This is a genomic window from Pseudomonas sihuiensis, from assembly GCF_900106015.1.
GTDB classification, from domain to species: Bacteria; Pseudomonadota; Gammaproteobacteria; order Pseudomonadales; family Pseudomonadaceae; genus Aquipseudomonas; species Aquipseudomonas sihuiensis.
The window spans coordinates 3,051,629-3,077,088 of sequence record NZ_LT629797.1; the positions used below are offsets into that span (position 1 = coordinate 3,051,629).

Genomic DNA, 25,460 nt, shown 5'->3' on the forward strand with positions numbered 1-25,460 from the left:
GGCGGCATTCCGCTTTCGCCGCTGAAGCGCCTCCCACAAAGAGCATGAATGCAAAGGAATCCCCATGGATCTCGATCTGTTGACCAATATCTTCTACGCCATGGTGCGCACCGGTACGCCGTTGCTGCTGGTGGCACTGGGCGAGCTGGTGTGCGAGAAGAGCGGCGTGCTCAACCTCGGCCAGGAAGGCATGATGCTGTTCGGCGCGGTGATCGGTTTCATCGTCGCCTTCAGCACCGGCAGCCTGTGGCTCGGTGTGCTGCTGGCCATCGCCGCCGGCATGCTGCTGTCGCTGCTGTTCGCCGCCGTGGCGCTGGGCTTCAACGCCAACCAGGTGGCCACCGGCCTGGCCCTGACCATCTTCGGCGTGGGTCTTTCCACCTTCGTCGGCGCCGCCTGGGTCGGCAAGCCGCTGTCCGGTTTCGAGCCCATCGTCATTCCGCTGCTGGCGGACATCCCGCTGATCGGGCGCATGCTGTTCGCCCAGGATGTGCTGATCTACCTGTCCTTCGCCCTCTTCGCCCTGGTCGCCTGGGTGCTGCTGAAAAGCCGTATCGGCCTGATCATCCAGGCTGTTGGCGAGAACCCGGATGCCGCCAGCGCCATGGGCCTGCCGGTGCTGCGCGTGCGCACCCTGGCAGTATTGTTCGGCGGCGCCATGGCAGGTCTCGCGGGCGGCTACCTGTCACTGGCCTATACACCGATGTGGGCGGAGAACATGACCGCCGGGCGCGGCTGGATCGCCCTGGCGCTGGTGGTGTTCGCCAGTTGGCGCGTCTTGCGCGTGCTGCTCGGCGCCTACCTGTTCGGCCTGGCCAGCATCCTCCATCTGGTGGCGCAGGGTATCGGCCTGTCGATCCCCTCGAACCTGCTGGCCATGCTGCCGTATGTGGCCACCATTGTGGTGCTGGTGCTGCTCTCGCGTGATGCGATCAAGACCCGGCTGTATGCGCCGGTATCGCTGGGCCAGCCATGGCAGCCGGGGCATTGATTCGCCCATGAATCGCGGCTGAAGCCGCTCCTACAACAGGCGACGCACATCCTGTAGGAGGGGCTTCAGCCGCAACAGGCTTGTTGCCCCTGACTCCAGAGTCAGCTATCTTCCCCGCACGTCATTTCCGACGCACCTGGATCAGCAGACAGGGTCAACACTGAGCTGGCTTACCTGACATCAACCTCAGAGGAGCCTGCTCATGGCAGCTACCCGTATCTGGATCAAGAACCCTCTTGCCATCTTCACCGCCAACGACCTGGACGCTTCCGGCGGCCTGGTGATCGCGGATGGCCGCATCGCCGAAGTGCTCAGCAAAGGCCAGCAGCCTTCAACACCCTGCGAGCAAACCTTCGATGCCCGTGAGCACGTGGTGCTGCCGGGCCTGATCAACACCCACCATCACTTCTACCAGACCCTCACCCGCGCCTGGGCGCCAGTGGTCAATCAGCCGCTGTTCCCCTGGCTGAAGACGCTCTACCCGGTGTGGGCGCGCCTTACGCCGGAGAAACTGGCGCTGGCCAGCAAGGTGGCCTTGGCCGAACTGCTGCTGTCCGGCTGCAGCACAGCCGCCGATCACCATTACCTGTTCCCCGGCGGCCTGGAAAATGCCATCGACGTGCAGGTCGAGGCGGTGCGCGAACTGGGCATGCGCGCCATGCTCACCCGTGGCTCCATGAGCCTGGGCGAAGCCGATGGTGGCCTGCCGCCGCAGCAGACGGTGCAACAGGGCGAGGTGATCCTGGCCGACAGCCAGCGCCTGATCGGCCAGTACCACCAGCGCGGCGACGGCGCGCAGATCCAGATCGCCCTGGCGCCCTGCTCGCCCTTCTCGGTGACTCAGGAAATCATGCGCCAGAGCGCCGAACTGGCCGAGGAGCTGGACGTACGCCTGCACACCCACCTGGCCGAAACCCTCGACGAGGAAGACTTCTGCCTGCAGCGCTTCGGCCTACGCACAGTGGATTACCTGGACAGCGTCGGCTGGCTCGGCCCGCGCACCTGGCTGGCCCATGGCATCCACTTCAACCCCGAGGAAATCATCCGCCTCGGCGCCGCCGGCACCGGCATCTGCCATTGCCCCAGCTCCAACATGCGCCTGGCTTCGGGCATCTGCCCCAGTGTCGAGTTGGAAGCTGCCGGTGCGCCGCTGGGCCTGGGTGTCGACGGCTCGGCCTCCAACGATGCCTCGAACATGATCCTCGAAGCGCGCCAGGCGCTGTACATCCAGCGCCTGCGCTATGGCGCCGAGCAGATCACTCCGCAACGCGTGCTCGGTTGGGCCAGCAAGGGTTCGGCGAAGCTGCTGGGGCGCAGCGATATCGGCGAATTGGCGGTGGGCAAGCAAGCCGACCTGGCGCTGTTCAAGCTCGACGAGCTGCGCTTCTCCGGCAGCCACGATCCACTCTCCGCGCTGCTGCTGTGCGGCGCCGACCGCGCCGACCGGATGATGATCGGCGGCACCTGGCGCGTCATCGACGGGCAGATCGAGGGGCTGGACGTGGCGCAGCTGATCGCTGATCACCGCCAGGCAGCGAAGCAGTTGGTCAACGCCTGATCCTGAACCGTAGGGTGCGCCGTGCGCACCGAAAAACTGCCGGTGCGCACGGCGCACCCTACGGTTTGCAGCAGGGCAATCGCACCACAACGCAGCATCTGCACGGCCATCGCACCAATAGCGCTCCACACCATTCTCCGCTCTTGCCCGCAAAGGCTTTCAGTAAGGCTATCTGTCTTGTTGGTCAGCTTTTTGCAGTCAGGGGATCAGCCAACCAACGGCCACCCCAACACCAAGACTGGAGCTGCACCCACCATGCACAAGAAGAGCAAGAAACCGCTGCTGCGCACCCTCGTCGCCGCCCTGGGCTTTGGCGCCATGCTCAGCGCCTCCGCCGCCGATCCGCTGAAGGTCGGCTTCGTCTACATCGGCCCCATCGGCGACCATGGCTGGACCTACCAGCACGAACAGGGCCGGCAGATGCTGAGCAAGGAAATGGGCGACAAGGTCACCACCAGCTTCGTCGAGAACGTGCCGGAAGGCGCCGACGCCGAGCGGGTGATCCGCAACATGGCCAAGGGTGGTTTCGACCTGATCTTCACCACCTCCTTCGGCTACATGAACCCGACCATCAAGGTGGCCAAGCAATTTCCCAAGGTGACCTTCGAACACGCCACCGGCTACAAGCAGGACAAGAACGTCGGCACCTACCTGTCGCGCTCCTATGAGGGTCGCTACGTTGGCGGCTTCCTCGCGGCGAAGATGACCAAGACCAAGAAGGTCGGCTACGTTGCCTCCTTCCCGATCCCCGAGGTGATCCGCGATATCAACGCCATCCAGCTGGCGCTGGACAAGTACAACCCGGGCACCGAGATCAAGGTGGTGTGGGTCAACACCTGGTTCGATCCGGGCAAGGAATCCGATGCCGCCAACGCGCTGATCGACCAGGGCGTGGACGTGATGTTCCAACACACCGACAGCCCGGCGCCGATCCAGACCGCCGAGCGCCGTGGCATCTACTCCGTAGGCTACGCCTCGGACATGGCTCACTTCGGGCCGAAGGCCGTGCTCACCTCCATCGTCAACGACTGGGGCCCGCACTACGTCAAATCCACCCAGGCTGTGATCGACGGTACCTGGCAGCCGCAGGATTTCTGGGGCGGCCTGGCCGAGGACACCATCGAGCTGCCGATCAGCGACCTGGTGCCGGCTGACGTGAAGAGCGAGGCCGAGCAGATCATCGCCGACATTCGCAGCGGCAAGTTCCACCCCTTCACCGGCCCGATCAAGGATCAGAGCGGCGCGGTGCGCATTGCCGAAGGCGCAAGCGCGACCAATGCCGAGCTGGCCTCGATGAACTACTACGTGGAGAACGTGAAGGCCGAGATACCGAAGTAACCCGCCACCTGGCAACTACCGATGCCGTCCCTGCACTGCAGAACCGCATCAAGGGGATCTCATCCGAGATCTCTTTCCGCTGCCCTGGGTACGAGAAGACTCGCAGCAACGCCCACCCGAGGCTCAACATGAACGCATTACCCATCATCGACATCGCCCCTCTCTACGCTGACGACGCTTTGGCCTGGCCTGCCGTGGCCGAGCAGATCGACCGCGCCTGCCGCGACTGGGGCTTCTTCTATATCGTCGGCCACCCCATCGGCAGCGAGCGCATCGACGCCCTGCTCAGTGCGGCGAAGCACTTCTTCGCCCTGCCTGCCGACGACAAACTCAAGATCGATATCACCCAGACCGCCCACCACCGCGGTTACGGTGCCATCGCCACCGAACAGCTCGACCCAAGCAAACCGAGCGATTTGAAGGAAACCTTCGACATGGGTTTCCACATGCCGGCCGATCACCCCGAGGTGCTGGCAGGCAAACCACTGCGAGGGCCGAATCGCCACCCGGATCTACCCGGCTGGGCCGAGCTGATGGAACAGCATTACGCCGATATGCAGGACTTGGCCAAGACCCTGCTGCGCGCCATGGCCATGGCGCTGGACATCGAGCACGATTTCTTCGACGCGCGCTTTCATGAGCCGATCAGCGTGCTGCGCATGATCCACTACCCGCCGCGCCACACCGCCACCAGCGCCGACCAACAAGGCGCCGGCGCACACACCGATTACGGCTGCATCACCCTGCTCTACCAGGACGATGCCGGCGGCCTGCAGGTACGTGCACGCGATGGCGAGTGGATCGACGCGCCGCCGATTGCCGGCAGCTTCGTGGTCAACATCGGCGACATGATGGCGCGCTGGAGCAACGATCGGTACACCTCGACGCCGCACCGGGTGATCAGCCCGCTGGGGGTGGATCGCTACTCCATGCCGTTCTTCGCCGAACCGCATCCCGACACGCTGATCGACTGCCTGCCGAACTGCTCCAGCGCGGACAACCCGGCCAAGTACACACCGGTGACCAGCGCCGCGTACCTGCTGTCGAGGTTCGCCGATACCTATGCCTATCGGCGCGAGGAAGCGTAGGGCTGATGATGGCTCCCACGCTCTGGCGTGGGAGACCAGCCAGGGACGCTCTGCGTCCTTCAGACGCAGAGCGTCTGCAAGGGCATTCCCACGCGGAGCGTGGGAACGATCAGTCCACCCTGCGCAGCTGGCTCGCCAGCTGCAGCACGATCCTGTCCCAACAGTTAAACTTTGCTGCTACCCAAGCCTGACAACGAGAACCGACCATGCCCGAATGGCTGAATGCCCTGCCCAAGGCCGAACTGCACCTGCACCTGGAAGGCTCGCTGGAGCCCGAGCTGCTGTTCGCCCTGGCCGAACGCAACCAGATCGCCCTGCCCTGGGCCGATGTCGAGACCCTGCGCGCGGCCTATGCCTTCAACAACCTGCAGGAATTTCTCGATCTGTATTACGCCGGCGCCAACGTGCTGCGCACCGAGCAGGATTTCTACGACCTGACCTGGGCCTACCTGCAACGCTGCAAGGCGCAGAACGTCATTCATGTCGAACCCTTCTTCGACCCGCAGACCCACACCGACCGCGGCGTTCCCTTCGAGGTGGTGCTGCGCGGTATCCAGCAAGCGCTGCTCGACGGCGAGAAGCAGCTGGGCATCAGCCACGGGCTGATCCTCAGCTTCCTGCGTCACCTGCCCGAGGACGAGGCCTTCAAGACCCTGGAACAAGCCATGCCGTTTCGCGATGCCTTTATCGGCGTTGGCCTCGACAGTTCGGAGAAGGGCTTCCCGCCGCGGCTATTCGAGCGGGTGTTCGCCAAGGCACGCAGCGAAGGCCTGCACGCGGTGGCGCATGCCGGCGAGGAAGGCCCACCCGAATACATCTGGGAGGCGCTGGACCTGCTCAAGATCAAGCGTATCGACCACGGCGTGCGCGCCATCGAAGACGAACGGCTGATGCAGCGCATCATCGACGAGCAGATCCCGCTGACCGTCTGCCCGCTGTCGAACATCAAACTCTGCGTGTTCGAGCACATGGGCCAGCACAACATCCTCGAGATGCTCGAACGCGGCGTGAAGGTGACGGTGAACTCGGACGACCCGGCCTACTTCGGCGGCTACGTCGGCGAGAACTTCGCCGCCCTGCACGAACACCTGGGCATGACCGAAGCCCAGGCCAAGCGCCTGGCGCAGAACAGCCTGGATGCGCGCCTGGCCTGAGCAAGAGCATCGCCGCTGAAGCGCCTCCCACAGTACCCACGCTCCGTGGGAGGGGCTTTAGCCGCGACTGTACGCTCAGTGTTCCTGCAGCTTGCGCCGCTTGCCAGTCACCATCGACAACGGCAGGTTCTCGCGCAGCCGATAGCTCTCAAATAGCGCTGCAGCGATATGCAAGCCGACCACCGCCATGAGGCCGTTGGCACAGAATTCGTGGATTTCCAGCGGCAGATCCGCGCCCCAGAAATAATCGACTTCCTCCATCAGAAAGCCGGTCACGCCCAGACCGAGCATCAGCGTCATCATCAGGAGCATCACCAGCGCGCCCAACGGCGAATGCCCCAGACGGTGATAGGGCTGACCGGCAATCAACGCACGCAAATGCGCACCAAGGCGTGCCGGGGTCGGCCAGAAATCCGCCCAGCGCGCCGCCGGCGTGCCGACGAAACCCCATACCAGGCGGATCGCCAGCCAGGCCACGGCGTAGTAGCCGAACCAGCGATGCCAGTCTTCGCCCTCTTCGGTAAAGAAGTAGTTGGCCAGGAAAGCGCCGGCCAGGGACCAGTGGAACAAGCGCACCACTGGGTCCCACACGCGCACGGTCGCGGCGCTCATCAGCCTTCTACGTTGCTTTTGACCGGCTTGCCGCTGACCGGATCGAAGTAAATCTCGACCTTCTTGCCGTCCTTGTCGAAGCCGTATATTTCGTAGCAGTTGCCACCGGTAACCTTGAACTTGTTGATCTCGTAGCCCTGGGCCTTGAGGTCGGCCTGGAACTTGTCCTGATCCTGCCACTGCGACTTGTCGGCAGTGGTGCATTCGGTGGCGGCGAAGGTCAGCGGGCTGGCCAGAGCCAGAGACAGCAGAAGCAGTTTGCGCATGGTGTAGTCCTCTCGGTGCAGGGGAAAGTGTGTCTGCGGGGACTACTCTGGCGCCTGAACCTTAAGACTCTATTAGCGCACGCAAAATCGTAGCCCGGATGTAATCCGGGAAAGGTGGCTACCGTGCCCGGCCAAACGTAGGAGCCCGCTTGCGGGCGATCCGCATTGTGCAAGCGCCAATCGCCCGCAAGCGGACGCCTACGAGAGGATCGCTACGCTTCGTAGCTCCGGGCTAGCTATGGCTTAGAAGTCGAAATCGACCTTGGCCCACAAGGTACGGCCCGGCTCGTCGATACGCGTTTCGGCCGGGAAGCCGAAGCCAGCGTCGCCAGCCAGGTTGAGGTGTTCGGCGTAGTTCTTGTCGAGCAGGTTATCCACGCCGGCGCTGAGTTTGACCTGTTGGCTAACGCGGTAAGCGCCATTGAGCGAGAGCACGCCGAAGCCGGCGCTGTCGCCGAAGTCCTGCCCCACCACGTTGCCGCGCCCTTCGGCGATGCGCCCCTGGCCATCGACCACACGCCACAGGGCACCGACGCTCCAGTCGTCACGCTGGTAGGTCAGGCCCAGGCGCGCTTCCAGCGGCGGCATCTGCGGCAGCGCTTCACCGTCGCTGCTGTTCTTGCCCCAGGCGTAGGCCAGGGTCGCGTCGGCCTTCCAGTTGGAGTCGAAGGCGTAGGCCACGCCCAACTCGCCGCCCATGATGCGCGCGTCGACGTTGTCGGCCTGCGTGCTCATGCCACGGTAGTCGAACAGGATGTAGTCGCGGATCTGCCCGACATAGGCCGAGGCCCAGGCCTGCAGCTTGTCGTCCTGGTACTGGATGCCGATATCGAGCTGGGTGGTCTTCTCCGGTTTGATGCCATCGAAGGCGTTGTCCGCGTCGGCCGGGCCATTGAGGCCGGCGGAGAACAGCTCCCAGTAATCGGGGAAGCGCTGCACGTGGCCGATGCCGGCATAGACGGTGGTCGGCGAGTCGGACAGGTCGTGCTCGTAGCGCACGAAACCACTGGGCAAGGTATCGGCGCGGGTCTCGCCCGCCGTCGGGTTGGTCGTGGTCATGCCCATCATGTCGCTGAAGTTCTGCCGGTAGTCCTTGGCCGAGGCGCGATCCAGGCGTGCGCCAGAGATCAGCCGATCACCCTCGGCCAGGCTCCAGGTGGCTTCGGCGAACACGCCGTAGTTGTGCATCAGCGCGTCCTTGTCCCAGGGGAAGCGATCAGCGTCGACATAGGGCATGCCCATCATGCCGCCGCTGGAGCTGCGCTGGCGGTGTTCGCTGCGCTGCGCATCGACGCCGGTGATCAGCTCGACGTCGTCCCACTTCCAGGTCGCGGCCAGGCGTGCACCGAGGGTTCGACGGTCGACCTGCGCCGCCATCGGCCCGGCCATCATGCTGCTCGGGTCCGGCACGCGCAGGCGGAAGTTGTCCATGATGTGGTCGGCGTAGTTGTAGTAGACCTTGGCCTCGACCTTATCCAGCACGCCACCGAGGTTGCTGCGCTCGATGCGCAGGCCGAGGCTTTCGCGCTTGAACTGAGTGCCGTCCATGCCACGACCACCGTAACGCGCTTCGCCATCGCCACGGCCAGCCGTGAGTTCGATCAGGGTATCGGCATCCGGCGTCCAGCCCAGGGCCACGTCGCCGTTCCACTTGTCCCAGCGCGAGGCGATGGTGTCGCCGTCACCGTTGTCGTAATCGTCCGACTGCGAGCGGTTACCCATCACCCGCAGGTAGCCCTGCTCGCTGCCCACGGCGCCATCCAGGGTTCGGTCGAAACGGCCATTGGAGCCGGCCAGCACGCTGGCATGCAGGCGCGCGCCCAGCTCACCGAAACGCTCCGGCTCGCGATCGAAACGCACCACCCCAGCGGACGCGCCCGGCCCCCAGATCACGGTTTGCGGGCCCTTGGTAACGGTCAGCCGATCAAAGGTTTCTGGCGAGATGTAGGAACTGGGTGCGTCCATCCGCCCCGGACAGGCGCCGATCATCTGCCCGCCATCGGTGAGCAGCAGCAGGCGCGAGCCGAACAGGCCGCGCAACACCGGATCGCTGTTGCTGCCACCGCTGCGAATTGCGGAGAAACCGGGAATGGTCTTGAGGCAGTCGGCCGCATCGCTGGCAGGCACCGGCTGGCGTGGTTCCTTGGCGTCGGCCACCACAGTCAGCGGCGAGCTTTGCTGGATTGCCGTGATCACACTGGGTGGCAGTTCGTGCACAGGCTCCTCGGCAGCCTGCAGGGCAGTCACGGAACACAGGCCGCAGGCTACGGCCAGAACGGTCAGGGGAAAACGAGTGCGCACGGACGCGGCGCCCGAAACGAAGGAAACGGACATGCGGATACCTGAAAAGTCGATTGCCGAAGGGGCCTGGTAACGGCCTCATGGGAGTGGTGACTTCAGGTACGCATCGGCGGTGCGCGTGACAGCGCATGAGGAAAGTTGGCGCCCAGCAGCGGTCGCTCAGGCAACCTCAGGGAGGTATCGCGAGATAACTCCAAGCGGCTCGCTAGCACCGAGCCATCGTCGGCCAGCACCGGACAATGCGAGAGCAGCGAGCAGTAGCCGCAGGCATCCACCTGCAACACTGGGCTGGAGCTGCTCGTTGGGGCCGGCACGCTGCCCGCCCCGTCATGACAGCCAAGCTCGTTCAGCCAGCGCCAGTCAGCTGGCTCGGCACACAGTTGCGACGCCAGTGGCGCCAGCATGATGAGGACGAACGCCAGCAGCCCAAGCTGGGCGGCGAGCGTGCGCCTGCGTGCCGTGAACAGTATCAGTGCTGGTGCTTGCCTGCATCATGACCGGCAGCATGATCATGGCCTGCCGGCGCATCTTTCTGCACGGCGACCTCGACCTCGACAGCACCGGTTTTCTCGAAGTTGAGGGTCAGCGGGAAGCGCTCACCATCCTTGGCCTGCTGCTTCAGGTTGAACAGCATGACGTGATAGCCCATGGGCTCGAACTTCACCTCGCCACCAGCGGGGATGGCCACGTCCTGCACCTGCTGCATCTTCATCACGCCATCGGCATGCACATGCTCGTGCAACTCGGCCTTGCCGGCCACCGGGGTGCTGACACTGAGCAGACGATCGGCTTCGCTGCCCTTGTTGTGGATGACGAAATAAGCGGCAGCAGTCGGCGCCACCGGCGGCATCTCGCGCGACCAGGGGTGGTCGATATGCAGTTGGCCTGCATCGTACTCGTGGGCCTGCACCAACAGCGTCGGCAGCAGCAGGGTGAGGCCGAGCAGGGTTTTCTTCAGGGTCATGGGGTGTTGCCTCCTGGTTTGGAATCGAATCATGGGTCGAGCGTACAACGTCTTGCGACGATCAAACTGTTCACTCATGCCAGCGGCCGGGTCGATGGCCGCAGTTGGCGAAAGCGCGAGAGTAGCCAGTCAAGAACGAAGACCAGCAGTAGCGAAGCGCCGACCAGCGGGAAGATCACACCGAGCACGATCATCACGCCGATGGCGGTCTTCCAGCGCGGCAGATCGTGGCGCAGCGGCGGCACACCGAAGCGTCCGGCCGGGCGGCGTTTCCACCACAGCACCAGGCCGCTGACGTAGCTGAAGATGATCAGCAGGCAGACCGCCGCCATCAGCAGTTGGTTGGCCAGGCCGAACAGCTTGCCTTCGTGCAGCATCACCCCGGTTTCCACGGTTTTCGCCACCGGGCCGTAGTCCTGCCAGCGCACGTCTGCGAGTACCGCACCGCTGTATTGATCGAAGTGCAACGTGGCATCGTTGCGTGGATCGTCGGCGAACAGGGCGACGGTGTAAACGCCCTGCTCGCCCTGGGGCAGGCTGATGCTGTAACCAGGCTGGACACCGCGCTCGGCGGCGCTATCGACCACATGCTGCAGCAGGCTGGTGGAGGCCGCTGCGGCCCGATGCCCGGCATGGCCGTGATGCGCGGCATGCGGGTCGGACGCGGGCAGCGGCGTGACTTCCACCGCCCAGGCCACGGTTTGCTGGCTGCTGCTGTTGAGGCTGCCGGTCAGTTGCCCGGACTTGGGCACGTCATCCCACATCGCGGCGGGAAAATGATTCCAGGCACCGGCGAACTGCGCGCCCCAGTAGCCCGTCCAGGTCATACCGGTGAGCAGCATGAACAGCAGCAGTGCGCTGCCCCAGAAGCCGGTGACCGCATGCAGGTCGCGCCACCACAGGCGCCCCCCTGCGCTCAGACGTGGCCACAACACACCCGCCCCGCTGCTGCCGCGCGGCCACCAAAGGTACAGGCCGGATACCACCAGCACGATGCCCCAGCCAGCGGCCAGTTCGATCAGCCGGTCACCAACGGTGCCGATCAGCAGATCACCGTGCAGCTTGCGCACCACCGCCTGCAGATTCCACAGGGCGTCCTGGGCGCCGAGAAGGCTGCCGTTGTAGGGATCGACGAACAGGTTCAGCTCCTGGCCGCCCTGATTGATCACGAACTGCGCACTGCGATCCTGTACAGCGGGCGGCAGGTATTTGCTGACCGTCGCCTGCGGATAGGCTTCGCGGACGATAGCCAGTTGCTGATCGGCACTGAGGCGCTGCTCGGCGACCGGCACCTGCATCAGGTCGGCGTACATCCAGGCGTCGAGCTGCGGTTTGAACAGGTAGATGATCCCGGTGATCGACAGCAGGATCATGAACGGGATGACGAACAGCCCGGCATAGAAGTGCCAGCGCCAGGCCAGGTTGTAGAACGAGGTGGACTCACGCATGACAGGTGCCTCCATAAGGGGTTTCATGAAAGGGGTTCACTACGACCTTCCTTCGTTTCGCAGGAGCGTGCTTCTGCGGCTCGGTACTCCTGAGCGACGCAAACGTCGCCATCCCAACACTGTGCCGCTGAGGCAGATCACCAGACCGCCAAGGCTGAAGGCGATGATCAGAGCTTCGCGCAGCAGCGGGCGTTCCAGCAGCGGCGGCCAGTCCCAGCTATGCAGCAGGTTGAACAGCCAGCGGCCGACGCGCTGGCGCTGGTCATGCCGCGCGATCATCTCGCCGCTGGCCGGGTCGAGGTAGACCCAGGTCTGCTCCGGGTCATCGAAGCGCACCCGCAGCACCGGCAGCGGTCGGTTCTGCGAGCCGTACATGCTTTGCGCATCGCGGGCGAAGTAGTAGGTATCGAAGCGCTCCAGCCACTCGCTTTGCAGTGCCACATCCGGCGCCATGAGGTGGGCCGTATCGAGCAGTTGTTCGCGGGGCAGCTGACGCAGCAAGGTCTCGCCGTGCAGCATGCGGCTCTCGCCGGTCGCAGCTCGTGCCACCAGATAGGTGCGGCCATCGAGGCGACGCCATTCCACCTCGACTACATCCAGCTCCGAGCGCAGCCGTCGCAGTGCGCGGCTAACCGAGAGCGAAACGTCCGCTGCCCGTAGCGCGCCGCCCTGCATCAACGCAGCGTCGAGGCGTGAACGGCTGTCGGTGGTGCCCCAGGGCCGCATGGACATCAGGCCACTGAAGATCCACGCCATCAGCACAACGCCGAACAGCAGGCCGCCGATATGGTGCCAACGCCACCAGCCGCCGGAGTAAGGGCTGCGGGAGCCGTTGCGATAGGGTTTGCGAAAGCGCCAACGCATCAGGCCAACCACCATGCCCAGCACGGCCATGGCCGTGCCCAGCAGGGACAAACCGATCACCAGTACGCGCCAGCCATTGTCGAAACCGAAGCCACCGCGTAGCGGATAGAGCCAGTGGAACCAGGCACCCAGCCAGTTCCAGCGCCGCTCCTGCAGGCTGGCGTCACGCACCACTTCGCCAGTTCTGCCCGACAGGTAGAGCCAGGTACGCTCGGCATCGCCCAGCTCGACCAGATGCAACGGGCGCTCGGCATCCAGCGCACGCGAATGCGTCCAGACGTCCTCCTCGAACTGGCCGCGATAGCGCAGCGGCACATCGCCGGCATATTGCCGAGCGCCAGCCAGCGCCCAGGCTTCGTCGGCACGTTGCAGCGGCTCACCGCTACGCGCATTCAGGGTCACGCGGCGCCCGTCGGCCAACTCCAGCAGATAGAACGGCTGGCCGCCCAGACTGCTCAGACGCAGGCGCCGCAACGGCAGCTGTGCCCATTGCGCCGGCACCTCGGCGCAGCAGCTCGCGGGCAGTGCCGGTAGATGCCCGAGGCGCTCACTGCCGGTCAGCTTGGGGTAGCCGACATACAGCATCACCACCCCGGAGACGAACCACAGCGCCATCAGCAGGCACAGGCCGATACCCAGCCAGCGATGCCAGAGGTACAGCTGGCGTTTCAGCGCCATCAGTAACGCCATTGCACAGCCACTTCCAGGCTGCGCGGCTCGCCCAGGTAGTACTGGGTGTTGCTCTGGTGGATGAAGCGGGCGTAGGTCTCGTCGGTGAGGTTGCGCAACCGCGCGCTGAGCTCGGTGTGAGTATCCAGGTCGTGCTTGAGGAACAACCCGTAGACGGTGTACGACGGCACCCACATGGTGTTGGCGGTGTTGGCATAGACCGAGGAGACATAACGCGCATCGGCCCCCACCTGCCAGTCCGGTGCAACGTCGTAGGTCAACCAGAGGTTGGCCACGCGCTCGGGGATGTTCACCGGGTTCTTGCCCTTGCGCGATACCGCCACACCGCCGACGTTTTCGTTGAACTCGTCGTATTCGGCACGTACCCAGGCGAAGTTACCGGCGGCGAGCAACTGCGGGGTGATCTTGAACGAGGCGGCCAATTCGACACCGGTGGAGGTCTGCTGCCCGGCCTGCTCGGTGGTGTTCGGCACACTGGAAGACGGCACCGAGATGTTCTTGCGCACGATGCGGTACGCCGCCGCCGTCGCCGAGCCGCGACCATCGAGGAAGTCGAACTTGCTGCCCACCTCGATCTGGCGGCCGGTGCTCAGGTCGAAATCGGCGACCTGGGCGACCGAGGCGCTGGTCAGGGTGCCGCCTGGCGGTTCGGCCGAGGTGCTGTATTGGGTGTAGAGGCTGACGGCATCGGTGAGGTCATAGACCAGACCGACGCGTCCGGTGAAGGCATCCCAGCGGCGATCCAGCTCGACGCGGGTTACATGTTCGACCACCTCGAAGTCGATATGGTCGTAGCGCAGCGCGCTGATCAGCGCCAGGCGATCGGTCAGCCGGGTACGGTTCTCGACGAAGGCCGAGGCGGTATCGGTCCAGGTGCTGCGACCCTTTGTACGCGGGGCGTCCATGCCGGGGATGTCGAGAAACTCGCCTGGATCGAAACCGTTGGGGTCTACCGTGTCGAAGTTCGCCGAGATCGACAGCGGGTAGTTGGTCTGCTGGTTGCGGCTGTACTCCAGACCGAAGGCCCAGTCGCTGGCCAGACCGAACAGATCGCCGGCATGGGTCAGCTCGAAGCGGTCGCCATTGACCTCCTGATCATGGCGCTGACGGTAAGCAGCAGAACGGGTCACCTCGGTATTGGCGGCGTTGTAGCGATAACGCTCGAGGTTGCGGTAATCGCGCTGGCCCTTGTAGTGGTAGAAGGTGTTGCGCAGCTGGGTGGCGTCATCGAGGCGGTAGTCGGTAATCGAGCGCAGCCAGCGGGTGCGTTGCTCGTAGCGGCCGTCCTCGACGTTGTAGTTGTTGAAGCGGTTGTGCTTGTCGATACGCAGCTTGCCACTCAGTGGCTGCAACACCGGCGAGCCCCAGTACGGGCTGTCTTCCTGCTCCTCCAGGTACTCGATGGCCAGGGTGTGGGAGAGCTGGTCGTTGATGTCGCTGAGCAGGGAGAAGGCCAGGTTGCCGGCCTGGTTTTCCTGGCGGTCGATATAACCGTTGGTGTGAGTGCGGCTGTAATCCAGGCGCGCGTAATGCCGCGGACCGTCGCCCTCATTGAGCGCCTGATTGACGCCGATGGCGGTTTCCCAGGTGTCGTAGCGCGAGTAGCTGACGCGCCCTTCCAAGCTGTCCTTATCGCGGCTGGCGAGCTTGGTGATGTAGTTCAGGCTGCCGCCAACCGCGCCACTGCCATTGAGGAAGGACGACGGCCCGCCCAGCAGTTCGACGCGATCATAGATCCAGGCGCCAACAGGACGCGCCGAACCGCCGTATTGCAGGTTGATGCCATTGAACAGTTGGCCGATCTGTGCGCCATTGAAACCTCGATAGGCCACGTAGCCGCCCCAGCCGGGTGGTGCCGAGGCGTTCACGCCGGGCAAGGCATTGGCAGCATCCTGAAAGTTGCGTACGCCCAGACGCTCCATGGTCGCCCGATCCGCCACGCTGACCGAGGCCGGATTTTCACGAGCGCTGAGGTTGAGGCGCGAGCCACTCTCGATGGTTTTGTCCAGGTTGATGCCAGTAGCCTCGTCAGGCTCTGCAGCAACGGCAGATACGGTGCTGGCAGGCAGCGTCAAGGCGTCATCTTGCGCCCAGGCAAGGGAGGTGCTGCAGGCGAGCAGCGCCAGGGTGGTCATACGAAACATGTAAGGCTTCCAGGCTTTTGTTCGATAAGCCCGCACGCGACCTAGCCTCAAAGCCAGGTTTAACGGGCGACTTCAGAGCGCAGGAAGCAGGAAGGGAGAAGCGCGGGGATTGGCGGGAGGCCAGCGATAGCGGGTAAGACGGGGAATATGCAGGGCCGCCAGCGGACGCACACGTTCGGCCACGAGCAGGCCGAGCAGCCCGAAGAATGCCGCCAGGATGAGCGCACTGAACAAACTGGCCAAGGCGCAGCCCGTACCGGTAGCCGGGTTGGGCGCAACGATGCCGGAGCCGTCGAGGTCGGCGCCGGCGCCGAAGTTGCCATCGAACGAGCAGTACTGGCCATCCAGACCGCTGAGCTGCATGCCGGCCATCTGGCCGTGGCTGATCGCGCAGACGAACGCACTGAACAGGATGCTGAAGTACAGCACCCAAGCGGTCAGTGAGCGGTCATTGCGGGCCAGTTTCATGGGGCGCGACTCTAAACAGAGGATGGCAGCGCGACACTGCGGTGCGTTGCCGCAGGCACTGCGTACGAGAGTCTAGCAGGGCTTGCTGGCTTTATCGCATCAAGTGCTAACGCCATGGCGCAGCGTCCAGCAAACGCTGGCAGCGCAGTTGCACGAATTCGCGCAGCAGATGCACCGCCTTGCTCAGCTGAGCACGGTGCGCGCACACCAGATACAGGGGCGTCGGCTCGCCCAGCCAGTTCGGCAGCAGCACCTGCAGGCGCCCTTCGCGCACGTCTTCGGCGACATCCAGCCAGGACTTGTACACCACACCCCGCCCGGCCACGGCCCAGCGCCGAGTGACATCGGCATCGTCGCAGACGCGGTCACCCGCGACGTTCATCAGTACCTCGCGCTTGCCATCCTGAAAGTGCCAACGATCATAGGCTCGGCCATGCAGCATATAGAGCAGGCAGTTGTGCTGATGCAATTCCTCCACGCTCTGCGGCGAACCGTGCTGGGCGATATAGGAAGGCGAAGCGCAGAGCACTCGACGATTATCCGGTGCCACCGGCAGCGCCACCAGGCTGGAATCCTCCGGGGCGCCGTAACGCAGGGCGATGTCCACCGGCTCACGAAACAGATCGGTCACCCGATCTGCCAGCAGCAGGCGCAGCTGCAGTTGCGGATGCTCGTCCTGGAACGCGTCGAGCCAGGGCAACAACGTATTGCGCCCCAGATCCGACGGCGCCGACAGCTGCAATACGCCGCAAATCCCCTCCTGGCTGCCGACCAGTTGCTGGCGCCCTTCCTCGAGGCTCTGCAGCGCCAGCCGGGCATGCACCAGATACAGCTCGCCCTCGGGCGTCAGGCGCAGGCTGCGCGTCGAACGCGCCAGCAGGCGCACCTGCAGCTGCTGCTCCAGACGCTTGAGGGCGGCGCTGGCCACAGCTGGCGAAACATCCAGCAGCCGCGCCGCAGCGGACAGGCTGCCGGTTTCGGCGGTACGCACGAAGAGTTGCAGGTCGTCGAAGCGAAGCATGGCCATTCACTTTCAAAAAAATGATGAAAGAGACTCTATTACCAGCCTATTTTTCTTGCCACACAAATAAACGAACATGGTTCCAATACCTCCACCGGAGCCAACCATGACCACCGCTCTCACACTGATCGCCACCATCAATGCCCTGCCAGGACATGCCGAGGCAGTGGCCGCGGGCCTGCAACGTCTGGTCACGGCCACTTGCGCCGAGCCAGGCTGCCTGCAGTACGCACTGCACCGCAACAAGGAGGACTCGCACCAGTTCGTGATGATCGAACAATGGCGCGACGCCGAGGCACTGGACCAGCACCGCGCAGCGCCTCACTTTGTACATTTCACCAACACATTCGGCGAGCGGCTTGCGGGCATCGATCTGCTCCCCCTGCAACCCCTTACCTGATTTCTCACAGAGGAGCATTTCCATGAAAGCCGTCGCTTACTACCAACCCCTGCCTGCCGAGCATCCCGAAGCGCTGCAGGACGTGCAGTTGGCCGATCCCACTCCGGGCCCGCACGATCTGCTGGTCGAGGTTCGAGCCATCTCGGTCAACCCGGTCGACACCAAGATCCGCCATGGCGTTATCCGCCTTGGCGATGCGCCGGACAACGGTGCCGCCAAGGTGCTCGGTTGGGATGCAGCCGGAACCGTCAAGGCGGTAGGCAGTGAGGTCAGCCTGTTCAAGCCGGGCGACAAGGTTTTCTACGCCGGCGCCATCGACCGTGCCGGCGCCAACAGCGAACTGCACCTGGTCGATGAACGCATCGTTGGCCATATGCCGGGCAGCCTGTCGTTCGCCGAAGCTGCAGCCTTGCCGCTGACCGCCATCACCGCCTGGGAACTGCTGTTCGAACGTCTGCAGGTTGCCGAAAGCTCGGCCGATCAAGGCCAGAGCCTGCTGATCGTCGGCGCCGCCGGTGGCGTCGGTTCGATTCTCACCCAACTGGCGCGCCACCTGACCGGCCTGACCGTGATCGGCACTGCCTCGCGCCCGGAAACCCAGGCCTGGGTCCGTGATCTGGGCGCACATCATGTGATCGATCACAGCAAGCCGCTGAGCGAGGAACTGGCGCGCATTGGCATCGGCCAGGTCACCCATGTCGCCAGCCTGACCCAGACCGACCAGCACTACGCGCAACTGGTCGAGTGCCTGGCGCCGCAGGGGCGTCTGGCGCTAATCGACGACCCGCTGCAACCGCTGGACGTGATGCAACTCAAGCTCAAGAGCCTGTCGCTGCACTGGGAGCTGATGTTCACCCGTTCGCTGTACCAGACCGCAGACATGATCGAGCAGCATCGTCTGCTGGAGCGGGTCTCCGATCTGGTCGACGCCGGCGTGCTCAAGACCACCCTCGGTGAGCATTTCGGCACCATCAATGCCGCCAACCTGCGTCGCGCCCATGCATTGCTGGAGAGTGGCAAGGCCAAGGGCAAGATCGTGCTCGAAGGGTTCTGAGGCTGGCGGTTTGTGAAGTCGAATGTGGTGGGTCGGTGTGGTGGGCTAAAGCGGAACGCCGCCTGGCTCACCCTACAACCCACGGCACGACCGTAAGGTGGGCGTAGGGTGGGCTTCAGCCCACCAGCTCTTGCATCCCACCCCCGCCATCACGCTGCTTATCGCAAAGCGTTCTTAACGCTGGTCGACCCTTTGACCCACGTCAGAATAAAGGTCATGCAAGCGGACTATCCTGACTATCCCCAAGTAGCGTCGACGACTCGTCGCAGCTCAAGGAGGTGTTCAGCATGAAGATTGTCGTCCAACCGCAGAATCAGGGCGGCGAATGCCTGTGGCAGGTGCGCCTGGATCAGCATTGCGTGAGTTTTCGCAGCGAAGAAGAGGCGCACCAGTTCGTTGCCAAACTCGAAGCGCGGCTGCGCGCGCCGCATAACCTGCCCGACTGGCCCGTGCAGCGTCGGGCGAGCTGAAGCTCAGCCCTGATTGCGCCCCCTACCTCTCGCCAGGCACCTGACCGCCCGGCGTCAGGCGCAACGCCGGGCTGCGCAACATATCCAACACGGTGTCGACCAGCGCAGGCGCCTGCTGCGCCAGGTCGAAATTGGGCACCAGTAGCCAGTTGGCCTCGATACCTTCCATATAGGCATGCAGACAGACGGCAGCGCGTGCGCAGTCCAGGTCGCTCGGCAGCTGGTTCTTGTTGACCGCATTGCTCAGCGCCTTGGCGATGCGCTGATCGCACTCCAGGCTCAGCGCCTGCATGCGTTCACGCAGTCCGAGCAGCTCACCGGTGTATTCACACTTGTAGCGCAGGATGTCATAGGTGCGGTGAGTCTGTGGCTCACAAGCCAGCCGAGTCAGCGCCGTGATCAGCAATTCACGCATGCAGCCCAGCGGGTCGGGCTCGTCCTCACTCTCGCTGGCACGCGCCAGCTCCTCGAGCGGCAGGCGCAGGCGTTCGAGCATCGCCTGAAACAGGTCTACCTTGTTCTCGAAATGCCAATAGATGGCGCCGCGACTGACGCCGGCTTCTTTCGCCACTTCGGCCAGCGACGCACGGGAAACGCCCTGGGCATGGAACACCCGCTCAGCAGCATCGAGTATTTGCACCCGCGTCGCCTGCGCTTCCTCTTTGGTTCTTCTGGCCATTTGTCACCTACTTTTGCCTTGCAGTAATCCTTCGCCAAGGAAGGACGGGCGAGAGTATGCAGGCAGCTTTAGGCATTTACAAACATTCACGCATGTAAGTATATTCCTGCATCGATTTTTCCCCTGCCTTCGTCCCCTTCGCGCCCCTTGGGCCATGATTCGATAAAAACGAGGTTCTCAGATGCACTCGAAGCCAGCCTCCGCTGTCTTGGTTTCCGCCATCGCCGTGGCAATGCTCAGTCTCACCGGCTGCCAGGAATCCAGCGCCCCACCGCCCCAGCAAACCCCGCAAGTCGGCGTGGTCACGCTCGAAGCCAAACCCTTCGCACTGACCAGTGAAGTGCCGGGGCGCACCAGCGCCTATCGCATCGCCGAGGTGCGCCCACAGGTCAACGGCATCATTCAGAAGCGCCTGTTCACCGAAGGCAGCGAGGTCAAGGCGGGCCAGCAGCTGTACCAGATCGACCCAGCCACCTACGAGGCTACGCTGAAGAGCGCCCAGGCCACGCAGCTTTCCGCCAAGGCCCTGGCCGATCGCTACAGGCTCCTGGTCGCCGACAAGGCCGTCAGCCAACAGGCCTATGATGAAGCTCACGCCGCCGCCCTGCAGGCTGACGCCGCACTGGAACAGGCACGCATCGATCTGCGTTACACCAAGGTGCTGGCGCCGATCGGCGGTCGCATCGGCCGCTCCGCCGTGACCGAAGGTGCGCTGGTGAGCAACGGCCAGGCGAGCGCCATGGCCACCATTCAGCAGCTCGACCCGATCTACGTCGACGTCACCCAGTCGAGCAAGGAACTGCTGCGCCTGCGCCGTGACCTGGCCGAGGGCCGCCTGCAGAAGGCTAGCGAGAACGCCGCCAAGGTCGCGCTGAAGCTGGAGGACGGCAGCCGCTACGCCCATGAAGGCACCCTGGAATTCTCCGAGGTGGCAGTGGACGAAAGCACCGGCTCGGTGACCCTGCGCGCGGTATTCCCCAACCCAGATCACCTGCTGCTGCCGGGCATGTTCGTGCACGCCGAGCTGCTGTCGGGGGTCAAGGAAAACGCCATCCTCGCCCCGCAGCAGGGTGTGACCCGCAACCAGCGTGGTGAGCCGACGGCGATGGTGGTGGGTGCAGACAACAAGGTTGAACTGCGCGTGCTCAAGGCTGATCGCACCGCCGGCAGCGCCTGGCTGGTCGAGGAAGGCCTGAACGCAGGCGACCGCCTGATCACCGAGGGCCTGCAGTTCGTACAGCCCGGCGCCGAGGTCAAGGCCGTGCCGGCGACGAACGTCAAGACCGAACAGCCTGCCCAAGACGCCGAACCAGCCAACGGCCAGGACTAACGGAGAAGTACTGAATGTCCAGATTCTTTATCGACCGGCCGATCTTCGCCTGGGTGATCGCCCTGGTGATCATGCTGGCGGGCGGCCTGTCCATCCTATCGCTTCCGATCAACCAGTATCCGAGCATCGCGCCACCCGCCGTGTCCATCCAGGTCACCTACCCCGGCGCCTCGGCGCAGACGGTGCAGGACACCGTGGTGCAGGTGATCGAGCAGCAGCTCAACGGCATCGACGGCCTGCGCTATATCAGCTCGGCGAGCAACTCCGACGGCAGCATGGAAATCATCGTGACCTTCGAACAGGGGGTCGACCCGGACATCGCCCAGGTCCAGGTGCAGAACAAGCTGCAGTTGGCCACTCCGCTGCTGCCACAGGAAGTGCAGCAACAGGGTATCCGCGTGACCAAGTCGGTGCGCAACTTCCTCATGGTCATCGGCGTGGTGTCGAAAGACGGCAGCATGACCCGCGAGGACCTGTCGGACTACATCGTCTCCAACCTGCAGGACCCGATCTCTCGTACCCGCGGCGTCGGCGACTTCCAGGTGTTCGGTGCGCAGTACGCCATGCGCATCTGGCTCGACCCGGCCAAGCTCAACAGCTTCCAACTGACCCCGGTGGACGTGCGCAGCGCCATCCAGGCGCAGAACGTGCAGATTTCCTCCGGCCAGTTCGGCGAGCTGCCGGCGTCGCCGGGCAATCAGCTCAACGCCACCATCATCGGCAAGACCCGCCTGCAGACCCCGGAAGAGTTCCGCAAGATTCTGCTCAAGGTGCAGGCCGATGGCTCCCAGGTGCGCCTGGGTGATGTCGCCAAGGTCGAGCTGGGCGGTGAAAACTACGCGATCAACGCGCAGTTCAATGGCCTGCCGGCCTCCGGTCTGGCGATTCGCCTGGCCACCGGTGCCAACGCCCTGGACACCGCCAAGGCGGTGCGTGAAACCATCGCCAATCTCGAGCCGTTCTTCCCGGCCGGCATGGAAGTGGTCTTCCCCTACGACACCACACCGGTGATCTCGGCTTCCATCGAAGGGGTCGTACAGACCCTGTTCGAGGCCATCGTGCTGGTGTTCCTGGTGATGTTCCTGTTCCTGCAGAACCTGCGCGCCACAATCATCCCGACCATGGCGGTGCCGGTGGTACTACTCGGGACCTTCGGCATACTTGCCGCGTTCGGTTTCTCCATCAATACCCTGACCATGTTCGCCATGGTCCTGGCCATCGGCCTGCTGGTGGACGACGCCATCGTGGTGGTGGAGAACGTCGAACGGGTGATGCACGAGGAAGGCCTGTCGCCACTGGAAGCGACGCGCAAGTCCATGGGGCAGATCCAGGGTGCCCTGGTGGGCATCGGCCTGGTGCTGTCGGCGGTATTCCTGCCGATGGCCTTCTTCGGCGGCTCCACCGGGGTGATCTACCGGCAGTTCTCCATCACCATCGTCTCGGCCATGGCCCTGTCGGTGCTGGTGGCGCTGATCTTCACCCCGGCCCTGTGCGCCACCATGCTCAAGCCCATCGCCAAGGGCGAGCACCATGAGAAGCGCGGCTTCTTCGGCTGGTTCAACCGCACCTTCGAGCGCAGCACCAACGCTTACCAGCGCGGTGTGGCCGCCGTACTCAAACGCAAGGCGCCGTACCTACTGCTGTACCTCGCCATCGTCGGCATCATGGCCTTCATGTTCACCCGCATCCCCACCGCCTTCCTCCCCGAGGAAGACCAGGGCGTGCTCTTCGCCCAGGTGCAGACGCCGGCCGGCTCCAGTGCCGAACGCACCCAGGTGGTCGTGGATCAGATGCGCCAGTACCTGCTGGAGGACGAGGCGAGCACGGTCCAATCGGTGTTCACCGTCACCGGCTTCAACTTCGCCGGCCGCGGGCAGAGCTCCGGCATGGCCTTCATCATGCTCAAGCCCTGGGGTGAACGCCCGGGTGAGGAGAATGGCGTAGCCGCGCTGGCGCAACGTGCGCAGACGCACTTCTTCAGCTTCCGCGACGCCCTGGTGTTCGCCTTCGCCCCACCAGCGGTAATGGAGCTGGGCAACGCCACCGGCTTCAACCTGTTCCTGCAGGACCAGGCCGGCGTCGGCCACCAGGTGATGAACGAAGCGCGTGACAGCTTCCTGCAACTGGCCAACCAGCATCCGGTGCTCGACAGCGTGCGCGCCAACGGCCTGCGTGACGAGCCGCAGTACCAGTTGCTGATCGACGACGAGCGCGCCCGCGCCCTCGGTCTGTCACTGGCGGACATCAACAACACCCTGTCGATTGCCTGGGGCTCCAACTACGTCAACGACTTCATCGACCGCGGCCGGGTGAAAAGGGTCTACCTGCAAGGCGTATCCGAAGCGCGCATGAGCCCGGAAGACCTGAACAAGTGGTACGTGCGCAACGACCAGGGCCGCATGGTGCCGTTCAGCGCCTTCGCCAGTGGCGAGTGGACTTACGGCCCGCCGAAGCTGGAGCGCTACAACGGCGTCTCGGCGGTGGAGATCCTCGGCGCCCCGGCCCCCGGCTACAGCTCGGGCGACGCCATGGCCGCGGTCGAGGAAATCGCCACGCAGATGCCCGAGGGCGTCGGCTTCTCCTGGACCGGATTGTCCTACGAGGAACGTCTGTCCGGCTCGCAGGCGCCTGCGCTGTATGCCCTGTCGCTGCTGGTGGTGTTCCTCTGCCTGGCGGCGCTGTACGAGAGCTGGTCGATCCCGTTCTCGGTGATGCTGGTGGTACCGCTGGGCGTTATCGGCGCGCTGCTGGCCACCTACGGTCGCGGCCTGTCCAACGACGTGTTCTTCCAGGTCGGCCTGCTCACCACCATCGGTCTGTCGGCGCGTAACGCGATCCTTATCGTCGAGTTCGCCAAGGCCCAGTACGAACAGGGCATGAGCCTGGTCGACGCGGCCATCGGAGCCTGCCGCATGCGTCTGCGCCCAATCATCATGACCTCGCTGGCGTTCATTCTCGGCGTAGTGCCACTGGCCATCGCCAGCGGCGCCGGCGCCGGCAGCAAGCACGCCATCGGCACCGGGGTGATCGGCGGCATGCTCAGCGCGATGGTGCTGGCGATTTTCTGGATTCCGCTGTTCTACGTGCTGATCTGCTCGCTGTTCGAGAAGAAGAAAGCCGAGCCCACCGAGGAGGAGTCCCTGCAATGAGGCAGTCCCTGTTATCTCTGACTATCACCGCGACCCTGCTCAGTGGCTGCAGCCTGATTCCCGACTATGAGCGCCCCGATGCGCCGGTCGCTGCCGACTGGCCGCAAGGCGAGGCCTACGGCAGCGCCGCCAGCGAAGGCAGCCGTACCGCGGCTGACCTGCAGTGGCGCGAGTTCTTCCGCGATCCGGCGTTGCAGCAACTGGTGCAGGTGGCGCTGGAGAACAACCGCGACCTGCGCGTCGCCGCGCTGAACGTCGAGGCCTACCGCGCGCTGTACCGCATCCAGCGCGCCGACCTGCTGCCCTCGGTTTCCGCCGACGGCGCCGGCACTCGCCAGCGCCTGCCGGCCGACCTGAGCCAGACCGGCGAGCGCGCCACGGCCAGCCAGTACAGCGCAACCCTGGGGGTGAATGCCTGGGAACTGGACTTCTTCGGCCGCATCCGCAGCCTCAGCGAGCAGGCCCTGCAGCAGTACCTGGCCACCGAGCAGGCGGCACGCAGCACGCAGATCAGCCTGGTCGCCAGCGTGGCCAACGCCTATCTGCAGTGGCAAGCGGATCTCGCCCTGCTGCAACTGACACAGGACACCCTGAAGACCTTCGAAGAAAGCTACCAGTTGACCCAGCGCAGCTTCGACGTCGGCGTGGCCGATGCCCTGGCCCTGAGCCAGGCGCGCAGTGCCGTGGACAGCGCCCGCGTCAGCCTGGCGCAGTACCAGCGCCTGGTCGCCCTGGACCGCAATGCCCTGACCCAGTTGCTCGGCACCGGCCTGCCGGCCGAGCTGCCGCAAGGTCTGGCCCTGAACGCCGAACTGCTGGAACAGGTGCCGGCTGGCCTGCCCGCTGACCTGCTGCAGCGTCGCCCCGACCTGCTGCAGGCCGAGTACCAGCTCAAGGCGGCCAATGCCAACATCGGCGCCGCCCGCGCGGCATTCTTCCCCAGCGTCAGCCTGACCGCCAACGCCGGCACGGCCAGCAGCCAGCTGTCCGGCCTGTTCGACAGTGGTTCCGGCACCTGGTTGTTCCAGCCGCAGATCAGCCTGCCGATCTTCAACGCCGGCCGCCTGCGCGCCAACCTCGACTACGCCGAGCTGCAGAGCGACATCCGCGTCGCGCAGTACGAGCAGGCCATCCAGGTGGCCTTCCAGGAAGTCGCCGACCGCCTGGCTGCGCGCACCACCTACCGCCAGCAACTGGACGCCCAGCGCGCCCTGCTGGAAACCACCGAGACCTATTACGACCTGGCCGAACGGCGCTACCGCACCGGCGTGGACAGCTACCTGACCCTGCTCGACGCCCAGCGTCAGCTGTTCAGCGTGCGCCAGCAACTGATCGCCGACCGCCTGGCCCAGCTCAGCAGCGAAGTGGAGCTGTACAAGGCCCTGGGTGGTGGCTGGAGCAATACGGGGAGCAACGCCCCACAAGGTTGACCGCGCGTAACCCGCTTCAAGGACGACCTTATCCAACGCGC

Annotated in this window: 22 protein-coding genes; 11 read left to right on the forward strand and 11 right to left on the reverse strand. The window is 64.4% G+C overall.

Translation table 11 applies throughout. The annotated features are described in order from the left end of the window. The first annotated feature begins 64 nt into the window (after window positions 1–64). The 5 genes from BLT86_RS14375 to BLT86_RS14395 all read left to right on the forward strand — a co-directional run bounded on the left by BLT86_RS14375 (window position 65) and on the right by BLT86_RS14395 (window position 6,129). On the forward strand, window positions 65–991 hold the full coding sequence (locus BLT86_RS14375; protein WP_059392622.1) for an ABC transporter permease: 927 nt from the start codon (window positions 65–67) through the stop codon (window positions 989–991). A 202-nt stretch (window positions 992–1,193) separates the two neighbouring features. Next, window positions 1,194–2,549, forward strand: coding sequence for an 8-oxoguanine deaminase (locus BLT86_RS14380; RefSeq protein WP_017675421.1), 1,356 nt, complete (start codon window positions 1,194–1,196; stop codon window positions 2,547–2,549). A gap of 255 nt (window positions 2,550–2,804) precedes the next feature. Further along, on the forward strand, window positions 2,805–3,887 hold the full coding sequence (locus BLT86_RS14385; protein ID WP_092377553.1) for a BMP family ABC transporter substrate-binding protein: 1,083 nt from the start codon (window positions 2,805–2,807) through the stop codon (window positions 3,885–3,887). 128 nt (window positions 3,888–4,015) lie between these two features. Continuing rightward, entirely contained in the window at window positions 4,016–4,975 is a 960-nt protein-coding gene (locus BLT86_RS14390; RefSeq protein WP_092377556.1) for a 2-oxoglutarate and iron-dependent oxygenase domain-containing protein, read from the forward strand. A 206-nt stretch (window positions 4,976–5,181) separates the two neighbouring features. Beyond that, a complete protein-coding gene (locus tag BLT86_RS14395; RefSeq protein ID WP_017675424.1) occupies window positions 5,182–6,129 on the forward strand; it encodes an adenosine deaminase in 948 nt (315 codons plus the stop codon). A gap of 75 nt (window positions 6,130–6,204) precedes the next feature. Here BLT86_RS14395 and BLT86_RS14400 read toward each other — a convergent pair whose 3' ends face one another. The 10 genes from BLT86_RS14400 to BLT86_RS14445 all read right to left on the reverse strand — a co-directional run bounded on the left by BLT86_RS14400 (window position 6,205) and on the right by BLT86_RS14445 (window position 16,907). Further along, complete coding sequence (locus tag BLT86_RS14400; RefSeq protein ID WP_017675425.1) at window positions 6,205–6,741, reverse strand: cytochrome b/b6 domain-containing protein; 537 nt, start codon at window positions 6,739–6,741, stop codon at window positions 6,205–6,207. Continuing rightward, entirely contained in the window at window positions 6,741–7,007 is a 267-nt protein-coding gene (locus BLT86_RS14405; protein ID WP_017675426.1) for a PepSY domain-containing protein, read from the reverse strand. Before BLT86_RS14405 ends, BLT86_RS14400 begins: the two co-directional genes overlap by 1 nt. A gap of 243 nt (window positions 7,008–7,250) precedes the next feature. Continuing rightward, the gene (locus BLT86_RS14410) at window positions 7,251–9,341 is read right to left on the reverse strand and encodes a TonB-dependent copper receptor (protein ID WP_092377559.1); all 2,091 of its coding nucleotides are present in this window, start codon (window positions 9,339–9,341) and stop codon (window positions 7,251–7,253) included. Between the two features lie 62 nt (window positions 9,342–9,403). After that, the gene (locus tag BLT86_RS14415) at window positions 9,404–9,781 is read right to left on the reverse strand and encodes a DUF2946 domain-containing protein (RefSeq protein WP_306109607.1); all 378 of its coding nucleotides are present in this window, start codon (window positions 9,779–9,781) and stop codon (window positions 9,404–9,406) included. After that, complete coding sequence (locus BLT86_RS14420; RefSeq protein ID WP_092377562.1) at window positions 9,778–10,272, reverse strand: copper chaperone PCu(A)C; 495 nt, start codon at window positions 10,270–10,272, stop codon at window positions 9,778–9,780. The genes BLT86_RS14415 and BLT86_RS14420 overlap by 4 nt, the downstream gene beginning before the upstream one ends. A 74-nt stretch (window positions 10,273–10,346) precedes the next feature. After that, window positions 10,347–11,720 carry a PepSY-associated TM helix domain-containing protein gene (locus BLT86_RS14425; RefSeq protein WP_092377566.1) on the reverse strand — a complete coding sequence of 458 codons (1,374 nt, stop codon included), beginning with the start codon at window positions 11,718–11,720 and terminating at the stop codon, window positions 10,347–10,349. Between the two features lie 39 nt (window positions 11,721–11,759). Beyond that, entirely contained in the window at window positions 11,760–13,256 is a 1,497-nt protein-coding gene (locus BLT86_RS14430; RefSeq protein ID WP_026088434.1) for a PepSY domain-containing protein, read from the reverse strand. 5 nt (window positions 13,257–13,261) lie between these two features. After that, on the reverse strand, window positions 13,262–15,418 hold the full coding sequence (locus BLT86_RS14435) for a TonB-dependent receptor (RefSeq protein WP_017675431.1): 2,157 nt from the start codon (window positions 15,416–15,418) through the stop codon (window positions 13,262–13,264). Window positions 15,419–15,490: 72 nt separating this feature from the next. Further along, complete coding sequence (locus tag BLT86_RS14440) at window positions 15,491–15,886, reverse strand: DUF2946 domain-containing protein (RefSeq protein ID WP_017675432.1); 396 nt, start codon at window positions 15,884–15,886, stop codon at window positions 15,491–15,493. Window positions 15,887–15,992: 106 nt separating this feature from the next. After that, the gene (locus tag BLT86_RS14445; RefSeq protein WP_092380430.1) at window positions 15,993–16,907 is read right to left on the reverse strand and encodes a LysR family transcriptional regulator; all 915 of its coding nucleotides are present in this window, start codon (window positions 16,905–16,907) and stop codon (window positions 15,993–15,995) included. 106 nt (window positions 16,908–17,013) lie between these two features. On the opposite strand from BLT86_RS14445, the gene BLT86_RS14450 reads away from it, so the two are divergent. The 3 genes from BLT86_RS14450 to BLT86_RS14460 all read left to right on the forward strand — a co-directional run bounded on the left by BLT86_RS14450 (window position 17,014) and on the right by BLT86_RS14460 (window position 18,831). Further along, window positions 17,014–17,307, forward strand: coding sequence for a putative quinol monooxygenase (locus BLT86_RS14450; protein WP_092377570.1), 294 nt, complete (start codon window positions 17,014–17,016; stop codon window positions 17,305–17,307). A 22-nt stretch (window positions 17,308–17,329) separates the two neighbouring features. Further along, entirely contained in the window at window positions 17,330–18,361 is a 1,032-nt protein-coding gene (locus BLT86_RS14455) for a zinc-binding alcohol dehydrogenase family protein (RefSeq protein ID WP_004424601.1), read from the forward strand. Window positions 18,362–18,648: 287 nt separating this feature from the next. Beyond that, complete coding sequence (locus tag BLT86_RS14460) at window positions 18,649–18,831, forward strand: hypothetical protein (RefSeq protein WP_092377574.1); 183 nt, start codon at window positions 18,649–18,651, stop codon at window positions 18,829–18,831. Between the two features lie 22 nt (window positions 18,832–18,853). Here BLT86_RS14460 and BLT86_RS14465 read toward each other — a convergent pair whose 3' ends face one another. Beyond that, window positions 18,854–19,510: a TetR family transcriptional regulator gene (locus BLT86_RS14465; protein ID WP_092377578.1), complete on the reverse strand. Its 657-nt coding sequence runs from the start codon at window positions 19,508–19,510 to the stop codon at window positions 18,854–18,856. Between the two features lie 181 nt (window positions 19,511–19,691). Here BLT86_RS14465 and BLT86_RS14470 point away from each other — a divergent pair, with 181 nt between their 5' ends. From BLT86_RS14470 to adeC, 3 genes are read left to right on the forward strand one after another with little or no spacing between them, the layout of a single operon-like run. After that, on the forward strand, window positions 19,692–20,840 hold the full coding sequence (locus tag BLT86_RS14470; protein ID WP_092377581.1) for an efflux RND transporter periplasmic adaptor subunit: 1,149 nt from the start codon (window positions 19,692–19,694) through the stop codon (window positions 20,838–20,840). A gap of 14 nt (window positions 20,841–20,854) precedes the next feature. After that, complete coding sequence (locus BLT86_RS14475; protein WP_092377583.1) at window positions 20,855–23,989, forward strand: efflux RND transporter permease subunit; 3,135 nt, start codon at window positions 20,855–20,857, stop codon at window positions 23,987–23,989. Continuing rightward, window positions 23,986–25,419, forward strand: a complete 1,434-nt coding sequence (adeC, locus tag BLT86_RS14480; RefSeq protein ID WP_092377586.1) for an AdeC/AdeK/OprM family multidrug efflux complex outer membrane factor — start codon at window positions 23,986–23,988, stop codon at window positions 25,417–25,419. The genes BLT86_RS14475 and adeC overlap by 4 nt, the downstream gene beginning before the upstream one ends. The last annotated feature ends 41 nt before the right edge of the window (window positions 25,420–25,460 follow it).